The organism is Streptomyces sp. NPDC029151, assembly GCF_055564315.1.
Map to the genome: position 1 here is coordinate 4,569 of NZ_JBVHWQ010000013.1, position 17,830 is coordinate 22,398.

Sequence of the window (17,830 nt, forward strand, 5' to 3'; positions counted from 1 at the left end):
GCCCCACTCCCCCCCCCCCCCCCCCCCCCCCCCCCCCCCCCCCCGCCCCCCCCCCCCCCCCCCCCCCCCCCCCCCCCCCCCCCCCCCCCCCCGCCACGGTCTCGAACACCCCGCCTGTTACTCGCCGACACCATGAGGCTCTTGAGCGGCATCGTGAGAAGCCGGATCGGCGTAGGGCTGGCTGCAACCCCTTGCCGTCCGACTCGACCACCAGCGGCTCGCAGGTGCGGCCCGGCTTCGAGAGTCCAGATACGGTGCGACGAAGTGCCCGGGGTGGCGAGCGACCGGGGGCTGACCAGCAGACGCGTCAATCGGCCTTGCGACGCCCTTACCCGGTCGATCTCGGCTGCGGCGACCATGTCAGCCCGGCCAGGGCTGGCTGCGCCAAAGGCTGTTCCTCAGCCTCAACGCATCCGGGCGCGCAGGACTGCCGCACCATCCCCCTCGAGATCCTCGCAGGCCGTTGCACGGCCTGCCATTGCCATGACCAGCGAAAGGGTCGACCCCTGCAGCAGATCCCCTGAACCGGTCCTGAACGGTCCGTCCGTGGCCTCGACCCTCAAGCCCTTGATTGCCGTATTGCTAGCGACGGTGAAGTCGCGGCTCGCGTAGAAACGGGCCACGGCAGTCGTGGTGGCCACCGGAGGTGTCCGTACAAGGCCCAATGGCCGGCGGATGTCCTCTGCGTGAACGACTATTTCACCCAGCCAGGCCGCCGTGTGTCCTGACGGCCCGGCGGGCCCGGCGACCACTTCGCGAAAGAGCCGCAAGGTGTCTGCGGGTGTGGCACCGCGGTGCTTCGCCAGCCGTCGATCGTTGTGCACGTCGGCGTCGAACCGCGCGGCCATCATGCTCAGCAGCCAACGCCACATCCTCGTGCTGGCACCTGCCGTCAGATGGGCCACTACCTCCTCCACGTTCCAGCGTCCACACAGTGATGCCGACGCCCACTGGGCCTCGCTGAGCTCGGCCAGGTCTTGAGCAAGCGCCATCCGTTCCGCATGGATCGCCCGTTCCAGAGCTCTCCGATCTTCCGGGATGTGTCGTCCAGCCATAGGGCAGCCTCCAGAGTTCGTGTGTGATCCGTCAGACTCCTGTCGCCGCCCGAACTCATCGACCATCAGCGAGGCTCAGAAAGTCGGCGAGAAGAAGCCGAACGGCTGCTTGGCCAGACACCAGTACGTCCTGGCGCCGCTGAGACCGTGTCCTGTGTGGTGAGGTGACAGAGTCGCTTTCGGCAGCACAGGGCTGCGGGGAGGCCGAGAAAGGCCATACCGGAGTGAGCCGACGGCGGCTGTGCGCATGGTCGGGTCAGCGCCTCGCCCGGAGTGGTCGGCGAGGCCTTGCGCCAGTCGGCCGCCGGCCACGGGCCGGTAGTCGCCTCGGTGGAGCGAGAGAAGCGGGTTCTGCGCACCGTCGCCGGTCAGAGGCGCTGGACCCCGGCCCCACGTGCTTCGCCGCCGGCGCGCCTCGGCGCGTGGGGGGTCGTTTCGTGGACGGGCCGTCCGAGGCGGTCCAGGACCGCGCGCACCGCACGGTGCACGGCGTCGCGGGACTCGTCGGTCGGATCGACCGTCTCGAAGCCGTGGTGACCGTGCGGCACGTCGACCACCTCCACGTCCGCCCCGCACTCCCCTGCTGCGGTGAGGAACTCCTCGACGGTGGCGGCGATCTCGGGCGTCTCCAGCCCGACGCGGGTGAGGACGACGGGCAGGGTACCGGCGCCCCTCACGGCGCGCGCCGGCAGGAAGCGGCTGCCTGACATTCCCCAGTTGGGCAGCGGCGCAAGGATCGGGTAGGTGGCTGCCAGGCAGCGCAGCCAGGGCGGCGGCGCCTCCAGCCAGTCCGCCGCGAGCGGGCCGCCGCCGGAGAAGAACCACAGCGCGACCCGGTCCGCGTCCACACGCGGGTGGGACCGCACCAGTTCCACGGCGGCGGCGACGTCGGTGGCGGCCCGCTCGTAGTCGGCCAGGTCGTGCAGACGATGGTCCACGACGGCCCCCACGGCGCCACCGGCCGACACGCAGCGCGCGTACCCCGTCAGGGTCGGCCAGTCCCTCGGCGTGGGCCGGGCGTCCGCGGGGACCGGACCGCCGTGCACGAACAGCACTGCCGGGCGAGGCGCTTCGGCACCGGGCAGGTACAGATCGACGTTCCCGTGCCGTTCTCTCAGGACCTCGGGGACGTCCAGCAGGAACGGGCGCAGGTGCGGGGGCGGTTCCGCCGCCTCCAGGGGCCGCAGCCGGTGTCCGTCGCCGGCGGCGGCCCGCAGCAGCACGTCCGTCAGTTCGGCGGGACGGGACAGCATCGGCCAGTGTCCGGTGGCCAGTTCGAAGAAGGTCACCCGGGGGCCGGTCAGGTCTCGCAGCGCGGGGTCCCCGAAATCGACCAGCATCTGCACCATCTCGATGCTCGTGCCATTGCCCGTGCACAGCACGCCGGTGGTGGGCACCGACGCGACCGCACCGGTCAGCCGGAGCGGCTGGAGCAGGGTGCCCACCGGGTGCGGCGCGGCGAGGGCGGTGAGGCGGTCCAGCGACGGGACAGGTACGCCCTCGGTGCTGCCCCACGCACTCCACTCGTCGTATGTGGCCGGCGGTGGAAGCAACCCGTCGGTGCCCACCTCACCGGTCGCTCCGGCCACCCGCTCGCGCAGCTCCATGTCGGGCACTGCGGCCAGGGCGGGGACGCCGTCCCTGGGCAGACCCGCATCCAGGTGGACGATCCGCTCGACGCGCCCGGCCCTCCGGTCCACGGCAACGTGTGCCGGATGGATGCCGTAGTCGTGGCCGACCAGCACGATTTTGCGGTCCGTCGCGTCGATCGAGTCGATGACGGCGAGGACGTCCGCGACGTGGGTCTCCAGGTCGGCGCGGGCCCCCGCGGGGCTGCGCGGACCCTCCAGCCCGGTGAGGGGGACCGCGTGCGCCTCGGCGCCCGCGGCGGTCAGACAGGCGATGGTCTCCTGCCAGACGTGTGTGCCGGTGAACATGCCCGACACCAGGACGAAAGCGAACATGACCTCTCCTGCGTGCTCGCCGGACCGGCCCGGTCGCCGGCCCGCGTTCGCCGGTACGGTAGGAACTCCCCCTGAGGGAGGTTCAAGTGACCAAGTCGTCCGACACTCTGTCCGGCATCGGAGAGCTGGCCGCACGGGCGGGTGTGACCGTGAAGACCGTCCGCTTCTACTCCGACCGGGGTCTGCTGCCGGAGGCCTCCCGCAGCGCCGGCGGGCACCGGCGGTACGGTCCCGGGGCGCTCGAACGACTGCGCCTGATCCGCTCCCTGCGCGCGCTCGGCCTGTCGGTGCCCGAAGTGCGCCGGGTTCTCGACGAGGAGGACGCGGCGGGCGGGAACGCTCCGGAGGGCGGCGCGCTGGAGGACGCGGTCGCCGGGCGACTACGCGAACTCGGCTCCGAGCTGGCCGCGTTGCGCTGGCGCGAGGCGGCGCTGCGTCTGGTCCAGGAGTCTCGACCAGCGGAACGAGCCGACCGGCTGCGAGTGATCGGTAGCCTGTCCGTCCCGCCCAGCACGCAACCGCTGGTCCGGTTCTGGCGCGGCTGGCTGCCGCCGCGGATGCCCGCCCGGTCGGTCGGCGCGTTCCTGGAGGTCGCGGTGCCGCAACCGCCCGCGGACCCGGCTCCGGCCCAAGTCCTCGCCTTCGCCCGCCTCAACGCCCTCACGCTCGCCCCCTGCCCGGGTGCCGCACGGCCCCAGCCCGGGGCACACCGCGCCGCAGGCCCCCAAGGCTCCGCCGTGCTGTACGCGGGGCTGGCAAAGGCGTACGAGCTGGCGGGTCGCGAGTTGCGAGGGGGCCGGAACCCGCGATCGGGTGAGGCGTTGGACAGTTTCGTCGACGCGTACACGAGCGCGTACGGGGTCGGGGACAGCCCGCGCTTCCGTCACCGGCTGGCCGGGCAGCTTGTGGCCGACCCTCGGCTCGATGGCTACTGGGAGCTGGTGGCCGAGGTCGTCACCGCGCCGGGCCGGCGGCCGGAACCGACGCCCGGCTCCGCGCACGAGTGGCTGCTCGCGGCTCTGCTCGGGCAGACGGGGCGTGCGGCGCCGACGGCGGGGTGACATCAGGGAACCTCGCCCCGCCAGTCGAAGTGGCCGCGCCTCGCCGCACCGACCCGGACACCGGCAACGTTCATGCCTCGGTTCTCGAACCGGTCGGCTCGCCTCACACCACCAAAACCCTCGGCTTCGACGAGCGCGGCGTCCCGGAGGTCAAGGAAGTCACCAGCGCGCCGGCCGCGGGCGACGACATCGAGCAGACCGTGGCGGTGATGGGCGGCACCGACTGGGCGCGGTGGGTCACCTTCCCGGCCGATCGCTCCCTGCTCGCCGACGGCTTCACCACCACCGCCTTGTCCTCCATTGGCTCGCCGCTCACCGCGGCGATCTACCGACAAGGCGCCATCGGCGCCGCCAGGACCCACCTGAAAGCCACCACACGCATGTCGGACGAGCGCCTCGGCAAGACCATGGGCGGTCGGGCAGTGACCTCGGTCAACGCCGCAGCCGTCACCCGGCCCTCCACCGCCATCCCCGGCATCGCCCTGTACGTCGGGCTGCTGCGCGGTCTCCTCGGCGATGCCATGGTGCCCAGATCGGTCAGCTGGTCGAGTCGGGGGACCAACTGACAGGCGCACGCGCTCTCGACCGCGGCGAGGAGGGCCGGGTCCGCCTCGACAGCTGGGAACTCGACCCCGCCGTGCAGAACGCTGTCGCCGAACGCTGGAACACCGCCACCAGCGACACCATCACTGAACTGGCCGACCTCGACCGGTTCAGCGACGAAGTCCGCCGCCTCTATTCGGGGCCGTGCGCGCTCGGCGCAGCCGTCTCGGAGCCCACCGCAGGGATGCGTAGAGGCGCTGTGCTCCTGGCGCATCTGACCCGGGCGACGGGCGTATGCCGCTTCCGGGCGTATGCCGGTCCCGGGCGACGGCGTATCCCGCGTATGCCGGTCTCCGTCGATGGCGGCACCGTACGCCCGCCTACGGCGCGTCGCGGCCGGTCTGCGAGGATGTCGGGCGGCCGTCCGCACCAGGTCCGCCGCGCTGCGCGAGCCCCGGAACGCGCAGGCGGCGACAGGCGGGCGGGGACGGGCCCCGGGGCCCGCGGGTGGGAGAGCGGAGTGGTGCGGGACATGCCGGAGTACCCGGAGTACCTTGCCGCGGCGGTGTTCGCCGCGGGCGGCCTCGTGCATGCCGTGCTGGCGCCGCACCGGTTCTCCACCGCGGTCCTGTTCTGCCTCGCGGTGACGTCTGCCGGACTCGGTGTGTCCGCCCGCAGCGCGCAGACCCACCACACCGTCGCCACCGTGCTGGCCGTCCTCGCCCTGCTCGGGGCGCTCGCGCTGGGCCTGCTCCTGCTGGCCGACGCCGTCCTCCTGATCCGGCGCTACGGGCCGCAGACGCCGTTGCTCGCCACCGGCGCCGCCGGCTGCGCGGTGCCGGCGGTGCTCGGCCTCGACGCCGCCCTGTACGCGGTCGGCGGCGAGGCGGCGGGTGGGCTCATGATCGCGGTGAACGCGGCCGCGGGGTACCTCTCGCTGCTCTTCCTGGCCTTCACCGGGTACGTGATCGTCCAGGGGCGCAGCACCATGCCTTCGGGGACCACCCATGTCGTCGTCCTGGGCGCCGGGCTCGACGGCGACCGGCCCGGCCCGTTGCTGCGGCGCAGGCTGGAGCGCGCCCTCGCGATGGACGCGCCCGACGTACCGGACAAGGACCCAGTGACGTTCGTCGTCTCGGGCGGGCAGGGCGACGACGAGGTCGTCTCCGAAGCGGACGCCATGGCCGACTACCTGCGCGCCCGCGGAGTGCCCTCCGACCGGATCGTGCGGGAGGACCGCTCCGTCAACACCAGGCAGAACCTCCGCTACAGCGGGGCCCTCATGGAACGCGCCGGTCCCGGCCACCGGGCCACGGTCGTCACCAGCGGCTTCCACGTCTACCGCACCACCCTGCTGGCCCGCCGCGCCGGCGTCCCCGTCGACGTCATCGGCGCGCCGACCTCCCCCGCGTACTGGCTCTCCGCGACCCTGCGCGAGTTCGCCGCCGTCCTGTGGCTGGACCGGCTCCCGCTGGTCGGGCTCAGTCTGCTGCTGGCGGTGCCCGTGGCGACGGCGGTCTTCGAGCGCTGAGCGAGTCCTCGCGCCCTTCGGTGACACCCTCCTCGGCGTGCGGTGCGATGAGTTCGCCGGTCATCGGCAGTCTCCCCTGTACACGCACCTCCGTCGGCCGAGCAGGGGCCGCGGGGCCGGAGGCGTGGCGGAGCGAGGGAGTCCACGATGCCCCAATTCCCGCTCAAGCCGGGCAACCTGCCCTTCGGAAAGCCTCGGTAGACCGGGCGATCCCTTCGAGACGACGCCGGCCACACCGCCCTCACGTAACTGCCGTCGCCACCGCTCCACTGACCACTGCTAGACCCGCGGCCCAGCGGCGACAGCCTTGTTTGTCTCGCCGGCCTCAAATCGGGCCAAAGCGTCCAGGCGGACCCGCTCCCGGACCGCCCTCTCCGCGTCGGTCAAGCCGCCGCCCTACGCGTACCTCGCCCAAGCAGATCTACAGCCCCACTGCCCGCCGCTCAGCCGAACGCCCCGACATCACCCAATCAAGTTCAGTAGGCGCCCCCGCCCGGGGCGATCAGCCCCGTCTCGTAGGCGAAGACGACGGCCTGGACGCGGTCGCGCAGGTCCAGCTTCGACAGGATACGGCCGACGTGGCTTTTGACCGTGGTCTGGCTGAGGAAAAGCCGGGAGGCGAGTTCGGCATTACTGAGGCCCGTCGCGAGTAGGCGGAGCACCTCGAGCTCGCGCGGGGTCAGGCCGGACAGATCGCGGTGCGGGGCGATGGTCTGCGGTTCGTCGTGAGGGGCGAAGCGCTCGATCAGCCGACGGGTGATCGTGGGTGCGAGGAGAGCGTCGCCGGTCTGCACAAGGCGTAGGGCGGAGACCAGATGTTCGGGAGTGACGTCCTTGAGCAGGAAGCCGCTGGCGCCGGCCGTCAGCGCGGCGTAGACGTAGTGGTCAAGGTCGTATGTGGTGAGCATGATGACCCGCGTTTCGGCCGGGCCGGCGTCGCCAATGATGCGCCTGGTGGCCTCGATTCCGTCCATCTCCGGCATCCGGATGTCCATGAGGACGACGTCGGGCCGCGTACGGTGAACCGCTGCGATAGCTTCGGCCCCGTCGGCGGCCTCGGCCGTCACTTCGATGCCGTCCGCCGCCAGGATCATCTTGAAACCGGTGCGTACGAGGGCTTGATCGTCGGCGATGACGGCGCGCAGAGGTGGCCGGTCCGCAGTCATACCGCGCTCCGTGGAATACGGGCCGTCACCCGGTAGCCGCCGGTCGGCGTCGGTCCGGCCGTCAGCTCGCCCTTGTAGACGGCCAACCGCTCGCGCAGCCCCATGTGGCCACGGCCGTTGCTCTGCACCGGGGGGGAATCCTTGGCGCCACCGGTGTCCGTGATCTGGATCTCCAGACAGGCGTCGGTGTAACCAACGGCGACGGAGGCCTGCGCGCCGCGCGCATGCTTGATCGTGTTGGTCAGCGCCTCCTGTACGACGCGATACGCCGTGAGGCCCACCCCCGGTGGCAGCGGCTCCGGGGGCAGCGACACCCCGACGCTGACCGGCGTACCGGCGGCGCGTACGCGTGCGACGAGCGCGTCAAGCTGCGCGAGCCCAGGCTGGGGCTCCAGGCCGTCGGGCCTCTCGTGGTCCGGGGCGGCCAGCAGGCCCATCACGTGGCGGAGTTCGGCCATGGCGGCCCGACCGCCCGCCTCGACGGCTAGCAGGGCCTCCTTGGACTGCTCGGGCGCCATGTCCATCACTTTGCGGGCCGCTCCGGCCTGGATCACCATCACGCTCACATTGTGGGTCACGATGTCGTGCAGTTCGGCGGCAATGCGGGCACGCTCCTCTTCGACGGCGCGGCGCGTGGCCTCCTCCTGAGCGGCCTGCAGTTCTGCCATCCGGTCCCGGCTGGAGGCCAGCCGCAGTTGCAGAAAGCGGACGAGGCTGGCCAGCATCCCTGCCACCAGGAGCACGAATCCCGGGCTGGACCATCCGGGGAGCACGGGCTCCGCGTTGCGGAAAGCGAAGCCGGACAGCGCAGCGGCGATCACCAGGACGGCGATCGCCGCTGTCCGGTAACGGCTGTAAACAACGGCGCTGTAGGAGCCGATGACACAGGCCAGGACGGTGATCCACGAGGCGGAGCTGCCGATGGCCAGTGCTGCGCCCAGCACCACCACGAACAAGGTCAGCGGGTACCGGCGCCGGGCTGCCAGCGGCAGCGTCGACAGGACGACCAGGGCCCAGGGCACGGAAGAGGGTTCCTCCCTCACGGGCACCTGACCAGGGTCGGGCGGCGAGGGCGGGGCCGGGACCCCGGTCCCGACGTCCACCGTAGGCGGATCGATGTCCACCGGCCCGTCGCCGGGATAGCGCACCGCCACGAACAAGGCAATGACGGTCAGTACGACCGCCAGCACCGCATCGGCGCGCACCGCTCGCCGGGACAGCGGGGCGGCCTTCGCCTCCGGGCGTAGCGCGTCGACGAGTTGCGAATGCCAGTTGCGCCGGTCTTCCGTCTCCACCCGTGCATTGTGCTGTGCGCTTCGCCCGACCCGCGTCCGCCTGTCCGGTCAGGACATTGCCCACGAGGCCTACTTCTCAGGTATGACTTGCGGCCGAACCCTCCGCAGGAAGGACCTGATGTTGGTTCTGCGGCCGACGCGCCCCCTACGCGGCGCCTCTAGGTTCGCAGGCAACGGCAACGGTGCCTCTCGCGATCGTAAGGACGGACAACTCGTATGCATCAAGTGATCGAACTGGAGGGTGTGGCGAAGCGCTACGACAGCGCCGGCGCGCCGGCGCTCGGACCCCTCACGCTCAGCGTTGCCAAGGGAGAGGCCCTTGCCGTGACGGGCCCTTCCGGCAGCGGCAAGTCCACGCTGCTGAACCTCGTCGCCGGCCTGGACAAGCCCACCAATGGCGCCGTGACCGTGGCCGGGCGACGGATCGACCAGTTGAGCGAGCACGCCCTTGCCAAGTTCCGTCGCGAGTACATCGGGATGGTCTTCCAGTTCTTCAATCTTCTCGACGACCTCACCGTCACCGACAACATCGTGCTCCCGGCCCAGCTGACTGGGACCAGTCGGCGCAGGGCCGCGGCCCGCGCGGGTGAACTCATGGAGATGCTGGGGATCCAGAAGCATGCCCGCGCCTACCCGGGCCGGCTGTCCGGAGGTGAACGCCAACGGGTCGCGGTCGCGCGGGCCTTGGTCAACCGGCCCGCGCTGCTGCTCGCCGACGAACCCACCGGTGCGCTCGACACCGCCTCAGGCCACGACGTCCGCAGTCTGCTGATGGATCTGCACCGCGCCGGACAGACCATCGTGCTGGTGACGCACGACCTGACGCTGGCGGAGGCATGTGCGAGCCGCACGATTCACCTGGTCGACGGTCACGTCGCCCTCGACTCGTACGCGCAGGCCATCCGATGAGCCTGTTCGGTACCGGCGCGCTGGGCCGGGTCGTACGTTCCGGGGTGAGCCGGCGGCGGGTGCAGGCCGTGGTGATCGCCGTGGCCACGATGATGGCCGTGGCGTCGGCCGTGGTAGCCGGGTCGCTGATGATCGCTGCGACCGCGCCCTTCGACCACGCTTTCGGGAAGCAACAGGGTGCGCACATCAGTGCGCAGTTCGATCCGGCCAAGGCGAGCGCGGGGGAGCTTGCGAAGACCGGGAAGTTGCCCGGCGTCGCCGCGAGCGCGGGGCCGTACCCGACCACCTCGGTCCGCCCGGTGGACCAGGCGGGCTTCCAACTGCCCACGCTGACCCTGGTCGGGCGGTCCGGTCCGGACGGCGCCGTGGACCGCGTGGATCTGAAGTCCGGCCGATGGGCGCGAAAGCCGGGCGAGATCGTGCTCGACGCGTCGTTCGAGGGGCCCGCCATCGGGATCGGCGCCACCCTGAAGGCCTGGGACACCACGCACGCCCCAACTCTTTCGATCGTCGGCTTCGCTGTGTCAGCCAGCAAGACCGCCGACTCCTGGGCGACTCCCGCGCAGGTCGACGCGCTGGCGTCGGAGGGCAACCCAGCCTCGAGTCAGATGCTCTACCGCTTCGACTCCGCGAGCACGAAGGAGCAGATCCTCGCCGACCACAAGAAGCTCGCCGCCTCCGTGGGGTCCGGAGCGCTGCTGGGTACCCAGTCCTGGCTGGACACCAAGCGCGCCGCTGATCAGGGTGCGGCGGCGACCGTCCCGTTCGTGATGGCTTTCGGCATGCTCGGCATCGTGATGTCGGTGATCACCGTTAGCAGCGTGATCAGTGGTGCGGTCGGCACCAGCCTGCGCAGGATCGGCATTCTGAAAGCCATCGGCTTCACTCCGCGCGAGGTCGTACGCGCCTACGTGGCCCAGGCGTTGATTCCGGCCGGTGCAGGCATGGCCCTGGGGGTCGCCCTGGGAAACCTCCTGGCAGTGCCGCTGCTCTCGGACACCGAGGCGGTATACGGCACCGTCTCGCTTTCAGTGGCCTGGTGGGTGGACGTCACGGTGCCGGCCGCCGCCCTGGTCGTCGTGGGGCTCGCGGCGTTGATTCCCGCACTACGGGCCGGAAGACTGCGTACGGTCGAGGCCATCGCGGTCGGCCGGTCGCCACGCACAGGGCGCGGCCAGTGGGCGCATCGGGCGATGGGCATGCTGCCGTTGCCGCGGCCGGTGGCCTACGGTCTCGCGACCCCCTTCACGCATCCGGTACGTACCCTCGCGATGCTGCTCGCGGTGACGTTCGGCACGGTCGCGGCGACGTTCGCGGTGGGGCTGACCTCGTCCCTGAACGCGATCGGCACCTCCCAGGACCCCGAGAACCGTGCCGCGGTCACGGTCACGACGACCAAGGCAATCGAAGTAGCTCCACCCCCGCCGCCTCCTGCGGGGGGCAACGCGGAAGACTCGCCTCCCCCTGGCGGCAGCGAGACAGGCCCGCCTCCCGTGGAAAACAGCGTGACAAGTACGTCCAAAAAGCCCAAGGTCGCAGATCCGGCGAAGGTGCGGGCCGCCGTCACGTCGCAGCCGGGAACGGAGTCGTACTACGGCAAGGCCCAGACCGAGGTCACCGTGGCAGGGATCTCCGGCTCGATCCCGGCCAGCCTCTACGAGGGCAATGCGCGCTCCGGCAGCTACGAGATGCTCTCCGGGCACTGGATCACTGGTAAGGGGCAGGTCGTGGTGCCCACCCGCTTCCTGGAGAGGACCAGCACCAAGATGGGTGACACGGTGCGGGTGACCTACGAGAAAGAGACCGCGAACCTGCGGATTGTGGGCGAGTCCTTCGACACCTCGGGCAGCCAGCTGGAGATCCACACGGACATGGCCAACTTCACGTCGGCCAAGCCCAGTACCTTCCTCATCGAGACCAAGCCCGGCGTCTCCGCCGACGAATACGCCCAGAAGGTCGCCGCAGTCGTACAGCCGCTGGGGGGCGACGCCACCACCAACTCCTCCTCGGGGCAGGACGGCATCATCCTCATCATGTCCGCGATGACGGTGCTGCTCACCCTCATGCTGATCACCGTGGCCGGTCTCGGCGTACTCAACTCCGTGGTCCTCGACACCCGGGAACGCATTCACGACCTGGGCGTCTGCAAGGCGATCGGCATGACGCCGCGGCAGACCCTGAGCCTCGTGCTCGCCTCGGTGGCCATGATCGGCGCGATCGGCGGGCTCATCGGCGTCCCTGCGGGGTACGCGCTGCACCACGTCGTCATGCCGGTGATGGGGCATGCCGTAGGCACCAGCCTGCCATCGCTGGTCCTCGATGTATACGGACCTCTCCGGCTGCTCCTACTGGGGCTCGGCGGGGTCGTGATCGCGGTGCTGGGCGCACTGATCCCGGCAGGCTGGGCCGCCAGGGCACCTACGGCTACGGCGCTGCGCACCGAGTAGCGTCCGGCGGAGCGCGAGCGGCTGGGGCGGACCCGCCGGGTCCGCGACGTCGGGCCGCCTGTACAGGCGCGGGTGCCGATGCCCCCGTCCAGACAGGTCCTCCTGAGAGGGACTCGGAAGGCCCGGATGGGGCCCGGCAGCGGGAAGCGATGCGGGGCATCGGTGGCGAGACCGAGTGTGGGACGGCAGCTCCGACCCGGTCTCGTGGTGCCGAGATTGATAACCGTCGGCCGGACAACCCGCTCATCCCGACGTCCGCCGGGCCGTGATCAATCTCAGCGGCACTTTCTGTGCTGCTGCTTCCGCGACGCGCGGTGCTGCAGTGACGAACGGTCCGGCGAGGCGGCCCCCCTCGTTCATGGGGAGTATGTTCACCGCCGGGTGCTGTGCGTGGGTCGCAGAGAAATAGCAGGTCTCCGCTCGTGCCGAGGTTTACCGAGGTAGCTTCGCGGTGCGTCCGGGGTGAGCTGCGGTGATGTACCGCATGGCGGTCTGGGAGGAGATCCCGAACAGGCGCATCAGGTGCAGCGGGTCGTCGACTTCGAATGCCTCGTCGCGGATTCGGTCCTGCAGCAGCGTCGGCATCGTGAGTCCAGTGGGCCGGCAGATGCCGGTGAACGTGGTGCCGATGGGCGGTGCGTGGTGTCCACCGCCGTCCATCGGTTGATCAGAAGGTGCGGGTTGGTGGTCGCCGGCCATCGGCGGTGACGCTCACGGAGCCACTCTGAGGCGCAACGGCAGGTGAGTTCGTCCAGGTAGATGATGTGCCGTTTGCCAGGACGCCTGGCGATGAGGCGCTCGCGGGACAGGTCGAGGTCGGCGAGCATCAAGTGACGCATGTCGGTGCCGCTGAGTGCGTGCACGCAGACCAGCACCATCACCAAGCGCTGGAAGTCGTTGTGCGCGTGGCTGAGGACGCCGACCAGCCGGTCCGAGGGCACGGAGGGCGGGGTCGTGTTGATTCCTGCGAAGACGACACCGCGGGTGGGGTCCTGGTGCCCGGCCTGGCCGGTGGAGTGGCAGCGCGAAAAGCGGACCCATGCGACCTGCCGAACGATCAACCTTCGAAGCAGCAGCACATTCGCGACCGGGTCGTTCCTCACCTCGGGTTGTCCGCATGCAGTGTTGTAGGGAGTGCACCCGGCCGGAACCGGGTGGCAGCCCCAGCGCACCGCGCGGCCCACACCCCTACCGTGCTGGTCATGAGGACTCCCATTTCATCCACCACACGCCGCAGCGTGCTCGCGCTCGGCGCGGCCGCCGCTGCGACGCCCTGGCTGGGCACGGACACGGCTTCGGCTTCCGCTTCGCCGCCGCCCGACACCACCCCCTGTGAACTGGACGAGCTGAGCATCGCCGGGCTGCACCGCCGGATGTCCGACGGGCAACTCGACGCCGAGCGGATCACCCGCTACTACCTCGACCGCATCGAACATGTCGACCCGCTCCTGCACGCGGTGATCGAGGTCAATCCCGATGCCCTACGCGAGGCACGGCGCCTCGACGCCCTGCGGGGGACTCGCGGGCCACTGCACGGCATGCCCGTATTATTGAAGGACCTGGTGGAGACTGCGGACCGCATGCACACCACGGCTGGTTCGCTCGCACTGGTGGGTCTGCGGCCGACCGCAGACGCCACCGTCGCCGCCCGGCTGCGCGAGGCCGGGGCCGTCATCCTCGGCAAGACCAACCTCAGCGAATGGGCGGGCGGCATGTCCCTCGTCCATCACGCCGGGTGGAGCGCCAGGGGCGGTCAGACCAGGAACCCCTACAAACTCGACCGTTCCCCGAACGAGTCCAGCTCCGGCACGGGCGCCGCCGTGGCGGCCAACCTGGCCGTCGCGGGCATCGGCACCGAGACCAACGGGTCGATCCTCGACCCCTCTTCCGCGAACTGCCTGGTCGGGGTGAAGCCGACGGTCGGGCTGGTCGGGCGGGGCGGGGTCATCCCCGGCGTGCCGAGCCAGGACAGCGTGGGGCCGATGGCACGGACGGTCCGCGACGCGGCGGTCATGCTGGGCGTTCTGGTGGGCCCCGACGCACGCGACCCGGCGACCCGGGCCGGCCGCGGTCACCGGCACCGCGACTACACCCGCTTTCTGGAGGCCGACGGCCTGCGCGGCGCCCGCATCGGGGTACCACGCACCGTGTACTTCGGCTACGACCGGCACGCCGACGAGATCGCTGAGCGGGCGATCGCGGATTTGAGCGGGGCGGGGGCGACGATCATCGACCCGGCGGACATCCCCACGGCCGAACGGCTCGAGGATCTGCCGAGCTCGATGGTGGTTCAGGCGTACGAGATCAAGAAGGCGCTGAACGGATACCTGGCCGCCGCGCCGGGCCGACACCCGCGCAGCCTGGCCGAGTTGATCCAGTTCAACCGTGAACACGCCGGTCGGGAGCTGCGGTACGTACAGCAGGACGGCCTGGAGCTCGTCGAGGAGCTGGATTTCGGTGAACGTGAGTACCGCGAGGCCCTGGCCACCAACCACCGCCTGTCCCGGGCCGAGGGCATCGACTCCGTGCTGCGCCGGCACCGCCTGGACGCCCTGGTCATGCCGACCTCGGGTCCCCCGGCCAAGATCGACCTCATCCGCGGTGACGCCCACGGCGGAGGCTCCTCCACCCCGGCGGCCCTCGCCGGCTACCCGGCCGTCAGTGTCCCGGCCGGCTTCGCCTTTGGCCTGCCGGTCGGCCTGACCTTCATGGGCACGGCCTGGAGCGAACCGACGCTTCTGCGACTGGCCTACGCGTACGAACACGCCACCCGGACACGGCGACCGCCGACCTACCGGGGGCCCGACGTCGGGTTCTGACGGATGGTGGCACTTCGCGCGGTGACCACGACACGGGGGGGCGAGCGCAGATGCCGGAACAACCGCACACTGACCACCTGGTCCAGCTCCTGTGGACCACCTTCGGCGACACCCTCCTCGGCTCCTCGCGCACGGCTCCGCCTCAGCGGCGGCGCCACCGCTCGATGCGCTTCTGCCAGGCTCTGTCGTCCGTCGTCTCAAGGAGGCCGCGGTGGTTGATGAGCACGTACATCTCCTCGGCCGATGGATCGGCGGTGCTGATGACGAGGGGCTTGCCGGCGTTCAGCAGGCCACCGAGGAAGCGGCCGTAGAGGGGGTGAAGCGGGTTTCTGCCGCGGTGATGTCCGTGCGGGTGAGGGTGAGATCGCCATTGCCGGACCAGGCGGTGAGGAGAGCGGGTCTGGGCGCAGGATGATCCGGCCGTGGCGTTGGAAAAGAGTCTTTTGGTCGATGCCGGCCGCGATCTTCGCTGCTGCTCGCTTCTCGCTCAACTCGTGGGCGGTGACCCCGATGTAGTCGGCCTCGGCAAGTGGTGTGCCTGTCTCGTCCATGGGGATCCTCACGAGGAGGTTCGTTCGTACGGTCCACGGCGGGCTGTGCCGGTCACGGGCGTCAGGATCACTGTGACCAGAAGGCGCAGCGGTGTTCGGCTGCTGCGTCCACGCCGCTGAACTTGTTCCGATTCAGCTGCTGGGTGTGCGGGAAAGGCGGCCAGTCGTCGCCGGGAGTGCCGGTTCGGGCGAACGTCGTCCAGGCGGCGATCAGGCGCCGGGAGAGGGCGGACTGCCCGTCGTCGAGGCGGAGGTCGCCCATGCCGAACAGGTAGGGCAGCTCCGCGCTGTGGTAGGCGCCCAGCGGGAAGTCGGGGCGGAGGTCGGGCGCGGGTGGGTGGCGGTCGGCGAACTCGTAGCTGTAGACCGGAACATGCCTGGCCAACAGCTGGTCGGCGGCCAGGGTGGGGCACACCCAGCTGCGGTCGGTGCCGACCTCGGCCCAGGCCAGTGCGGGCGTGGCACCGGGCGGGTAGGCGCGGGCGATACGGGCCGCCCGCTGCGGACCGTAGGTCTCGGTGAGCAGGCGGCGGTAGTCTGCTGCCGTCATCGGCCCGTCCAGCGTGAACAGAGCGGCGAACAACCGGTGTTCGTCACGGGTGTTGCCCTGCAGGACGGGCACATGGTGGACATCGCCGGCGGCGAGCGCGCTGGTCGGTGAGCGGGGCAGGACACTCGTCCCGTAGGCGGGCTGGTGGAAGCGCCCGTTGAGGGACAACACGTCTTTGACGGGCTTGGCGCGCAGGCACTTCAGGCTGTGGCAGCCCAGAGCGCCGTGACCTTTGGCGGCCAGCTTGTCCTGGGGGGCGAAATAGGTGGCGGCGGGGTCGCCGGGCGCGAGCGTGTTCCTGGGCCAGTTCTGCAGGCAGGAGCCGCTCTGGATGACCGCGCGGTGGAAGAGTCCCGCGGCTGCGGGCGAGGTGAGCTGGGCACATACGCTCGCGCCTCCGGAGGACTCGCCCATGAGCGTGACATTGCCGGCATCACCGCCGAACGCGGCAGCGTTGTCCCGTACCCAGCGCAGCGCCGCCTGCTGGTCCTGCAGGCCGAAGGCCCCGGAGTCGGGCAGGTCCGGATGGGCGAAGAAGCCCAGCGCGCCCAGGCGGGAGTTGACCGTCACGACCGTGACATCGCCCTGCCGGGCCATCCGGGTGGCGTCGTACTGATCCCCGGAGCCCGAGCTGAAGGCGCCGCCGTGCAACCAGACCACGACCGGCCGCGGGGCCGCACGGTCCGTTCCGTCAACGGGCGTGGTGACGTTGAGGTACAGGCAGTCCTCCGCGGAGTCCGCCACCTCGGGCTGTGCGCAGGCCGGTCCAGGCTCGGCCGCCGTCCGCGTGCCGGCCCAGGTGGGCGGCGCGGCCGGAGGCCGCCAGCGCAGTTGGCCGACCGGAGGGGCCGCATAGGGGATGCCCTGATAGGTGGTGACGCCGGCGGCGGTCACCCCCTCCAGGCGGCCCTGGCGGGTAAGGACGGTGGACGACCGGGGCTCGGGGTGCCGGCCGCGGTCACGCTGCCCGTGCGGGTGCTGCTCGGCCGTCGTCCGCGAAGTCTGCATCGCATCCGCTGTGCCCATAACGACCAAGAGGAGGGCCGCGCACAGGGCGGCGCCGGTAGTGGAGCGTCGCTTCGGCATGGTCCAGACCTCTCCCCCTTGCCGCCGCGGCGCGCAGGCGGCCCGACCTTTTTTGCAATACGTTCGTATTGTCAAAGCGAGATTAAGCTGGTCCGCCCAGGAAGGCAAACGCGAGGAAGAAGGTGCCGGTCGACGTGCCGCGACAGGTAGACCACAAGGCCCGCCGGGACCAGATCGCCGAGTCGCTGCTGGACATCGTCGCCGACCATGGACTGGAAGCGATCTCCGTGCGGACCGTGGCGGCGCGCGCGGGCGTCTCGGCCGGCCGCGTCCAGCACTACTTCGCCAACAAGGACGAACTGCTCGCCTACGCGATCCAGTATCAGGACTGGCTGGTACAGCAGCGGTGGAACGAGCAGTCATGGCCCGAGGGCGAGCCCACCCCCAGGGAGGCGCTGCGCTGGGTGCTGCTGGAGACGATCCCCAGAGACGACCGGCGCCGCCGCGAGTGGCTCGTCGGCGTCGCGTACCTCATCCGCATGCTGGCGAACCCCAACCTGCGAGCCCTCTACGTCGACGGGTTGCCCCGCCTCTACCGGCTCCTCGCCGATCTCGTCCGTACGGCCCAGGAAGCCGGCGACATCGCGCCCGACCGCGACCCCGACGTGGAAGCGGAACTGCTCTTCGGCCTCGCCGACTCGCAGGGTCCACCCGTCGTCCTGGGCCTGCGTACCCCCGAACAAGCCACCGCTGCCATCGACTATTACCTTGACCACCTGTTCCGGTGACCGCCGACGGCGGGTCAGGAGGGTAGCCATGATCCTCAGTCCGCCCGGTCCAATCTCAGTGTCTCGGCAGCCGGAGTTCAACGCCGAGCGGGGACTAGGCACCTCACGGCCGGGCTACAAAATTC

General features: G+C 70.7%; 12 protein-coding genes and 2 pseudogenes. 7 read left to right on the forward strand and 7 right to left on the reverse strand.

What is annotated here, in order from left to right; translation table 11 throughout:
- Positions 1-404: 404 nt before the first annotated feature.
- Complete coding sequence (locus tag ACZ4VF_RS34160; protein WP_467930897.1) at positions 405-1,055, reverse strand: maleylpyruvate isomerase family mycothiol-dependent enzyme; 651 nt, start codon at positions 1,053-1,055, stop codon at positions 405-407.
- Between the two features lie 368 nt (positions 1,056-1,423).
- Positions 1,424-3,019 carry an alpha/beta fold hydrolase gene (locus ACZ4VF_RS34165; protein WP_467930898.1) on the reverse strand — a complete coding sequence of 532 codons (1,596 nt, stop codon included), beginning with the start codon at positions 3,017-3,019 and terminating at the stop codon, positions 1,424-1,426.
- Between the two features lie 86 nt (positions 3,020-3,105).
- Between ACZ4VF_RS34165 and ACZ4VF_RS34170 the strand changes: the two genes are divergently transcribed.
- The 3 genes and pseudogenes from ACZ4VF_RS34170 (at position 3,106) to ACZ4VF_RS34180 (ending at position 6,154) form a co-directional block, all read left to right on the forward strand.
- Positions 3,106-4,080: a MerR family transcriptional regulator gene (locus ACZ4VF_RS34170; RefSeq protein WP_467930899.1), complete on the forward strand. Its 975-nt coding sequence runs from the start codon at positions 3,106-3,108 to the stop codon at positions 4,078-4,080.
- A gap of 29 nt (positions 4,081-4,109) precedes the next feature.
- Positions 4,110-4,819 (forward strand): annotated as a pseudogene (locus tag ACZ4VF_RS34175) (enoyl-[acyl-carrier-protein] reductase FabV); the annotation flags it as partial.
- Between the two features lie 336 nt (positions 4,820-5,155).
- Positions 5,156-6,154 carry a YdcF family protein gene (locus ACZ4VF_RS34180; protein WP_467931073.1) on the forward strand — a complete coding sequence of 333 codons (999 nt, stop codon included), beginning with the start codon at positions 5,156-5,158 and terminating at the stop codon, positions 6,152-6,154.
- 153 nt (positions 6,155-6,307) lie between these two features.
- Here ACZ4VF_RS34180 and ACZ4VF_RS34185 read toward each other — a convergent pair.
- The 3 genes and pseudogenes from ACZ4VF_RS34185 to ACZ4VF_RS34195 all read right to left on the reverse strand — a co-directional run.
- Positions 6,308-6,541: pseudogene (locus tag ACZ4VF_RS34185) on the reverse strand (IS630 family transposase); the annotation flags it as partial.
- A gap of 89 nt (positions 6,542-6,630) precedes the next feature.
- Complete coding sequence (locus tag ACZ4VF_RS34190; protein ID WP_467930901.1) at positions 6,631-7,320, reverse strand: response regulator; 690 nt, start codon at positions 7,318-7,320, stop codon at positions 6,631-6,633.
- Positions 7,317-8,615 (reverse strand): sensor histidine kinase, encoded by a 1,299-nt coding sequence (locus ACZ4VF_RS34195; protein WP_467930902.1) that lies wholly within the window; start codon positions 8,613-8,615, stop codon positions 7,317-7,319. Before ACZ4VF_RS34195 ends, ACZ4VF_RS34190 begins: the two co-directional genes overlap by 4 nt.
- Positions 8,616-8,831: 216 nt before the next feature.
- Between ACZ4VF_RS34195 and ACZ4VF_RS34200 the strand changes: the two genes are divergently transcribed.
- A complete protein-coding gene (locus ACZ4VF_RS34200; protein WP_467930903.1) occupies positions 8,832-9,524 on the forward strand; it encodes an ABC transporter ATP-binding protein in 693 nt (230 codons plus the stop codon).
- On the forward strand, positions 9,521-11,971 hold the full coding sequence (locus ACZ4VF_RS34205) for an ABC transporter permease (protein WP_467930905.1): 2,451 nt from the start codon (positions 9,521-9,523) through the stop codon (positions 11,969-11,971). Before ACZ4VF_RS34200 ends, ACZ4VF_RS34205 begins: the two co-directional genes overlap by 4 nt.
- 432 nt (positions 11,972-12,403) lie before the next feature.
- Here ACZ4VF_RS34205 and ACZ4VF_RS34210 read toward each other — a convergent pair whose 3' ends face one another.
- Complete coding sequence (locus tag ACZ4VF_RS34210; RefSeq protein ID WP_467930906.1) at positions 12,404-12,670, reverse strand: hypothetical protein; 267 nt, start codon at positions 12,668-12,670, stop codon at positions 12,404-12,406.
- 503 nt (positions 12,671-13,173) lie between these two features.
- Between ACZ4VF_RS34210 and ACZ4VF_RS34215 the strand changes: the two genes are divergently transcribed.
- On the forward strand, positions 13,174-14,790 hold the full coding sequence (locus ACZ4VF_RS34215) for an amidase (protein WP_467930907.1): 1,617 nt from the start codon (positions 13,174-13,176) through the stop codon (positions 14,788-14,790).
- Between the two features lie 618 nt (positions 14,791-15,408).
- Here ACZ4VF_RS34215 and ACZ4VF_RS34220 read toward each other — a convergent pair.
- Positions 15,409-16,899: a carboxylesterase/lipase family protein gene (locus ACZ4VF_RS34220; RefSeq protein ID WP_467930909.1), complete on the reverse strand. Its 1,491-nt coding sequence runs from the start codon at positions 16,897-16,899 to the stop codon at positions 15,409-15,411.
- Positions 16,900-17,111: 212 nt separating this feature from the next.
- Here ACZ4VF_RS34220 and ACZ4VF_RS34225 point away from each other — a divergent pair, with 212 nt between their 5' ends.
- Complete coding sequence (locus ACZ4VF_RS34225; RefSeq protein WP_467930910.1) at positions 17,112-17,705, forward strand: TetR/AcrR family transcriptional regulator; 594 nt, start codon at positions 17,112-17,114, stop codon at positions 17,703-17,705.
- The last annotated feature ends 125 nt before the right edge of the window (positions 17,706-17,830 follow it).

Bases quoted from the DNA above. Each gene is read 5' to 3' on its own strand.
- ACZ4VF_RS34160 (WP_467930897.1), bottom strand. From the start codon at position 1,055: ATGGCTGGACGACACATCCCGGAAGATCGGAGAGCTCTGGAACGGGCG.
- ACZ4VF_RS34220 (WP_467930909.1), bottom strand. From the start codon at position 16,899: ATGCAGACTTCGCGGACGACGGCCGAGCAGCACCCGCACGGGCAGCGT.
- ACZ4VF_RS34215 (WP_467930907.1), top strand. From the start codon at position 13,174: ATGAGGACTCCCATTTCATCCACCACACGCCGCAGCGTGCTCGCGCTC.
- ACZ4VF_RS34180 (WP_467931073.1), top strand. From the start codon at position 5,156: ATGCCGGAGTACCCGGAGTACCTTGCCGCGGCGGTGTTCGCCGCGGGC.
- ACZ4VF_RS34190 (WP_467930901.1), bottom strand. From the start codon at position 7,320: ATGACTGCGGACCGGCCACCTCTGCGCGCCGTCATCGCCGACGATCAA.
- ACZ4VF_RS34200 (WP_467930903.1), top strand. From the start codon at position 8,832: ATGCATCAAGTGATCGAACTGGAGGGTGTGGCGAAGCGCTACGACAGC.
- ACZ4VF_RS34205 (WP_467930905.1), top strand. From the start codon at position 9,521: ATGAGCCTGTTCGGTACCGGCGCGCTGGGCCGGGTCGTACGTTCCGGG.
- ACZ4VF_RS34210 (WP_467930906.1), bottom strand. From the start codon at position 12,670: ATGGCCGGCGACCACCAACCCGCACCTTCTGATCAACCGATGGACGGC.
- ACZ4VF_RS34165 (WP_467930898.1), bottom strand. From the start codon at position 3,019: ATGTTCGCTTTCGTCCTGGTGTCGGGCATGTTCACCGGCACACACGTC.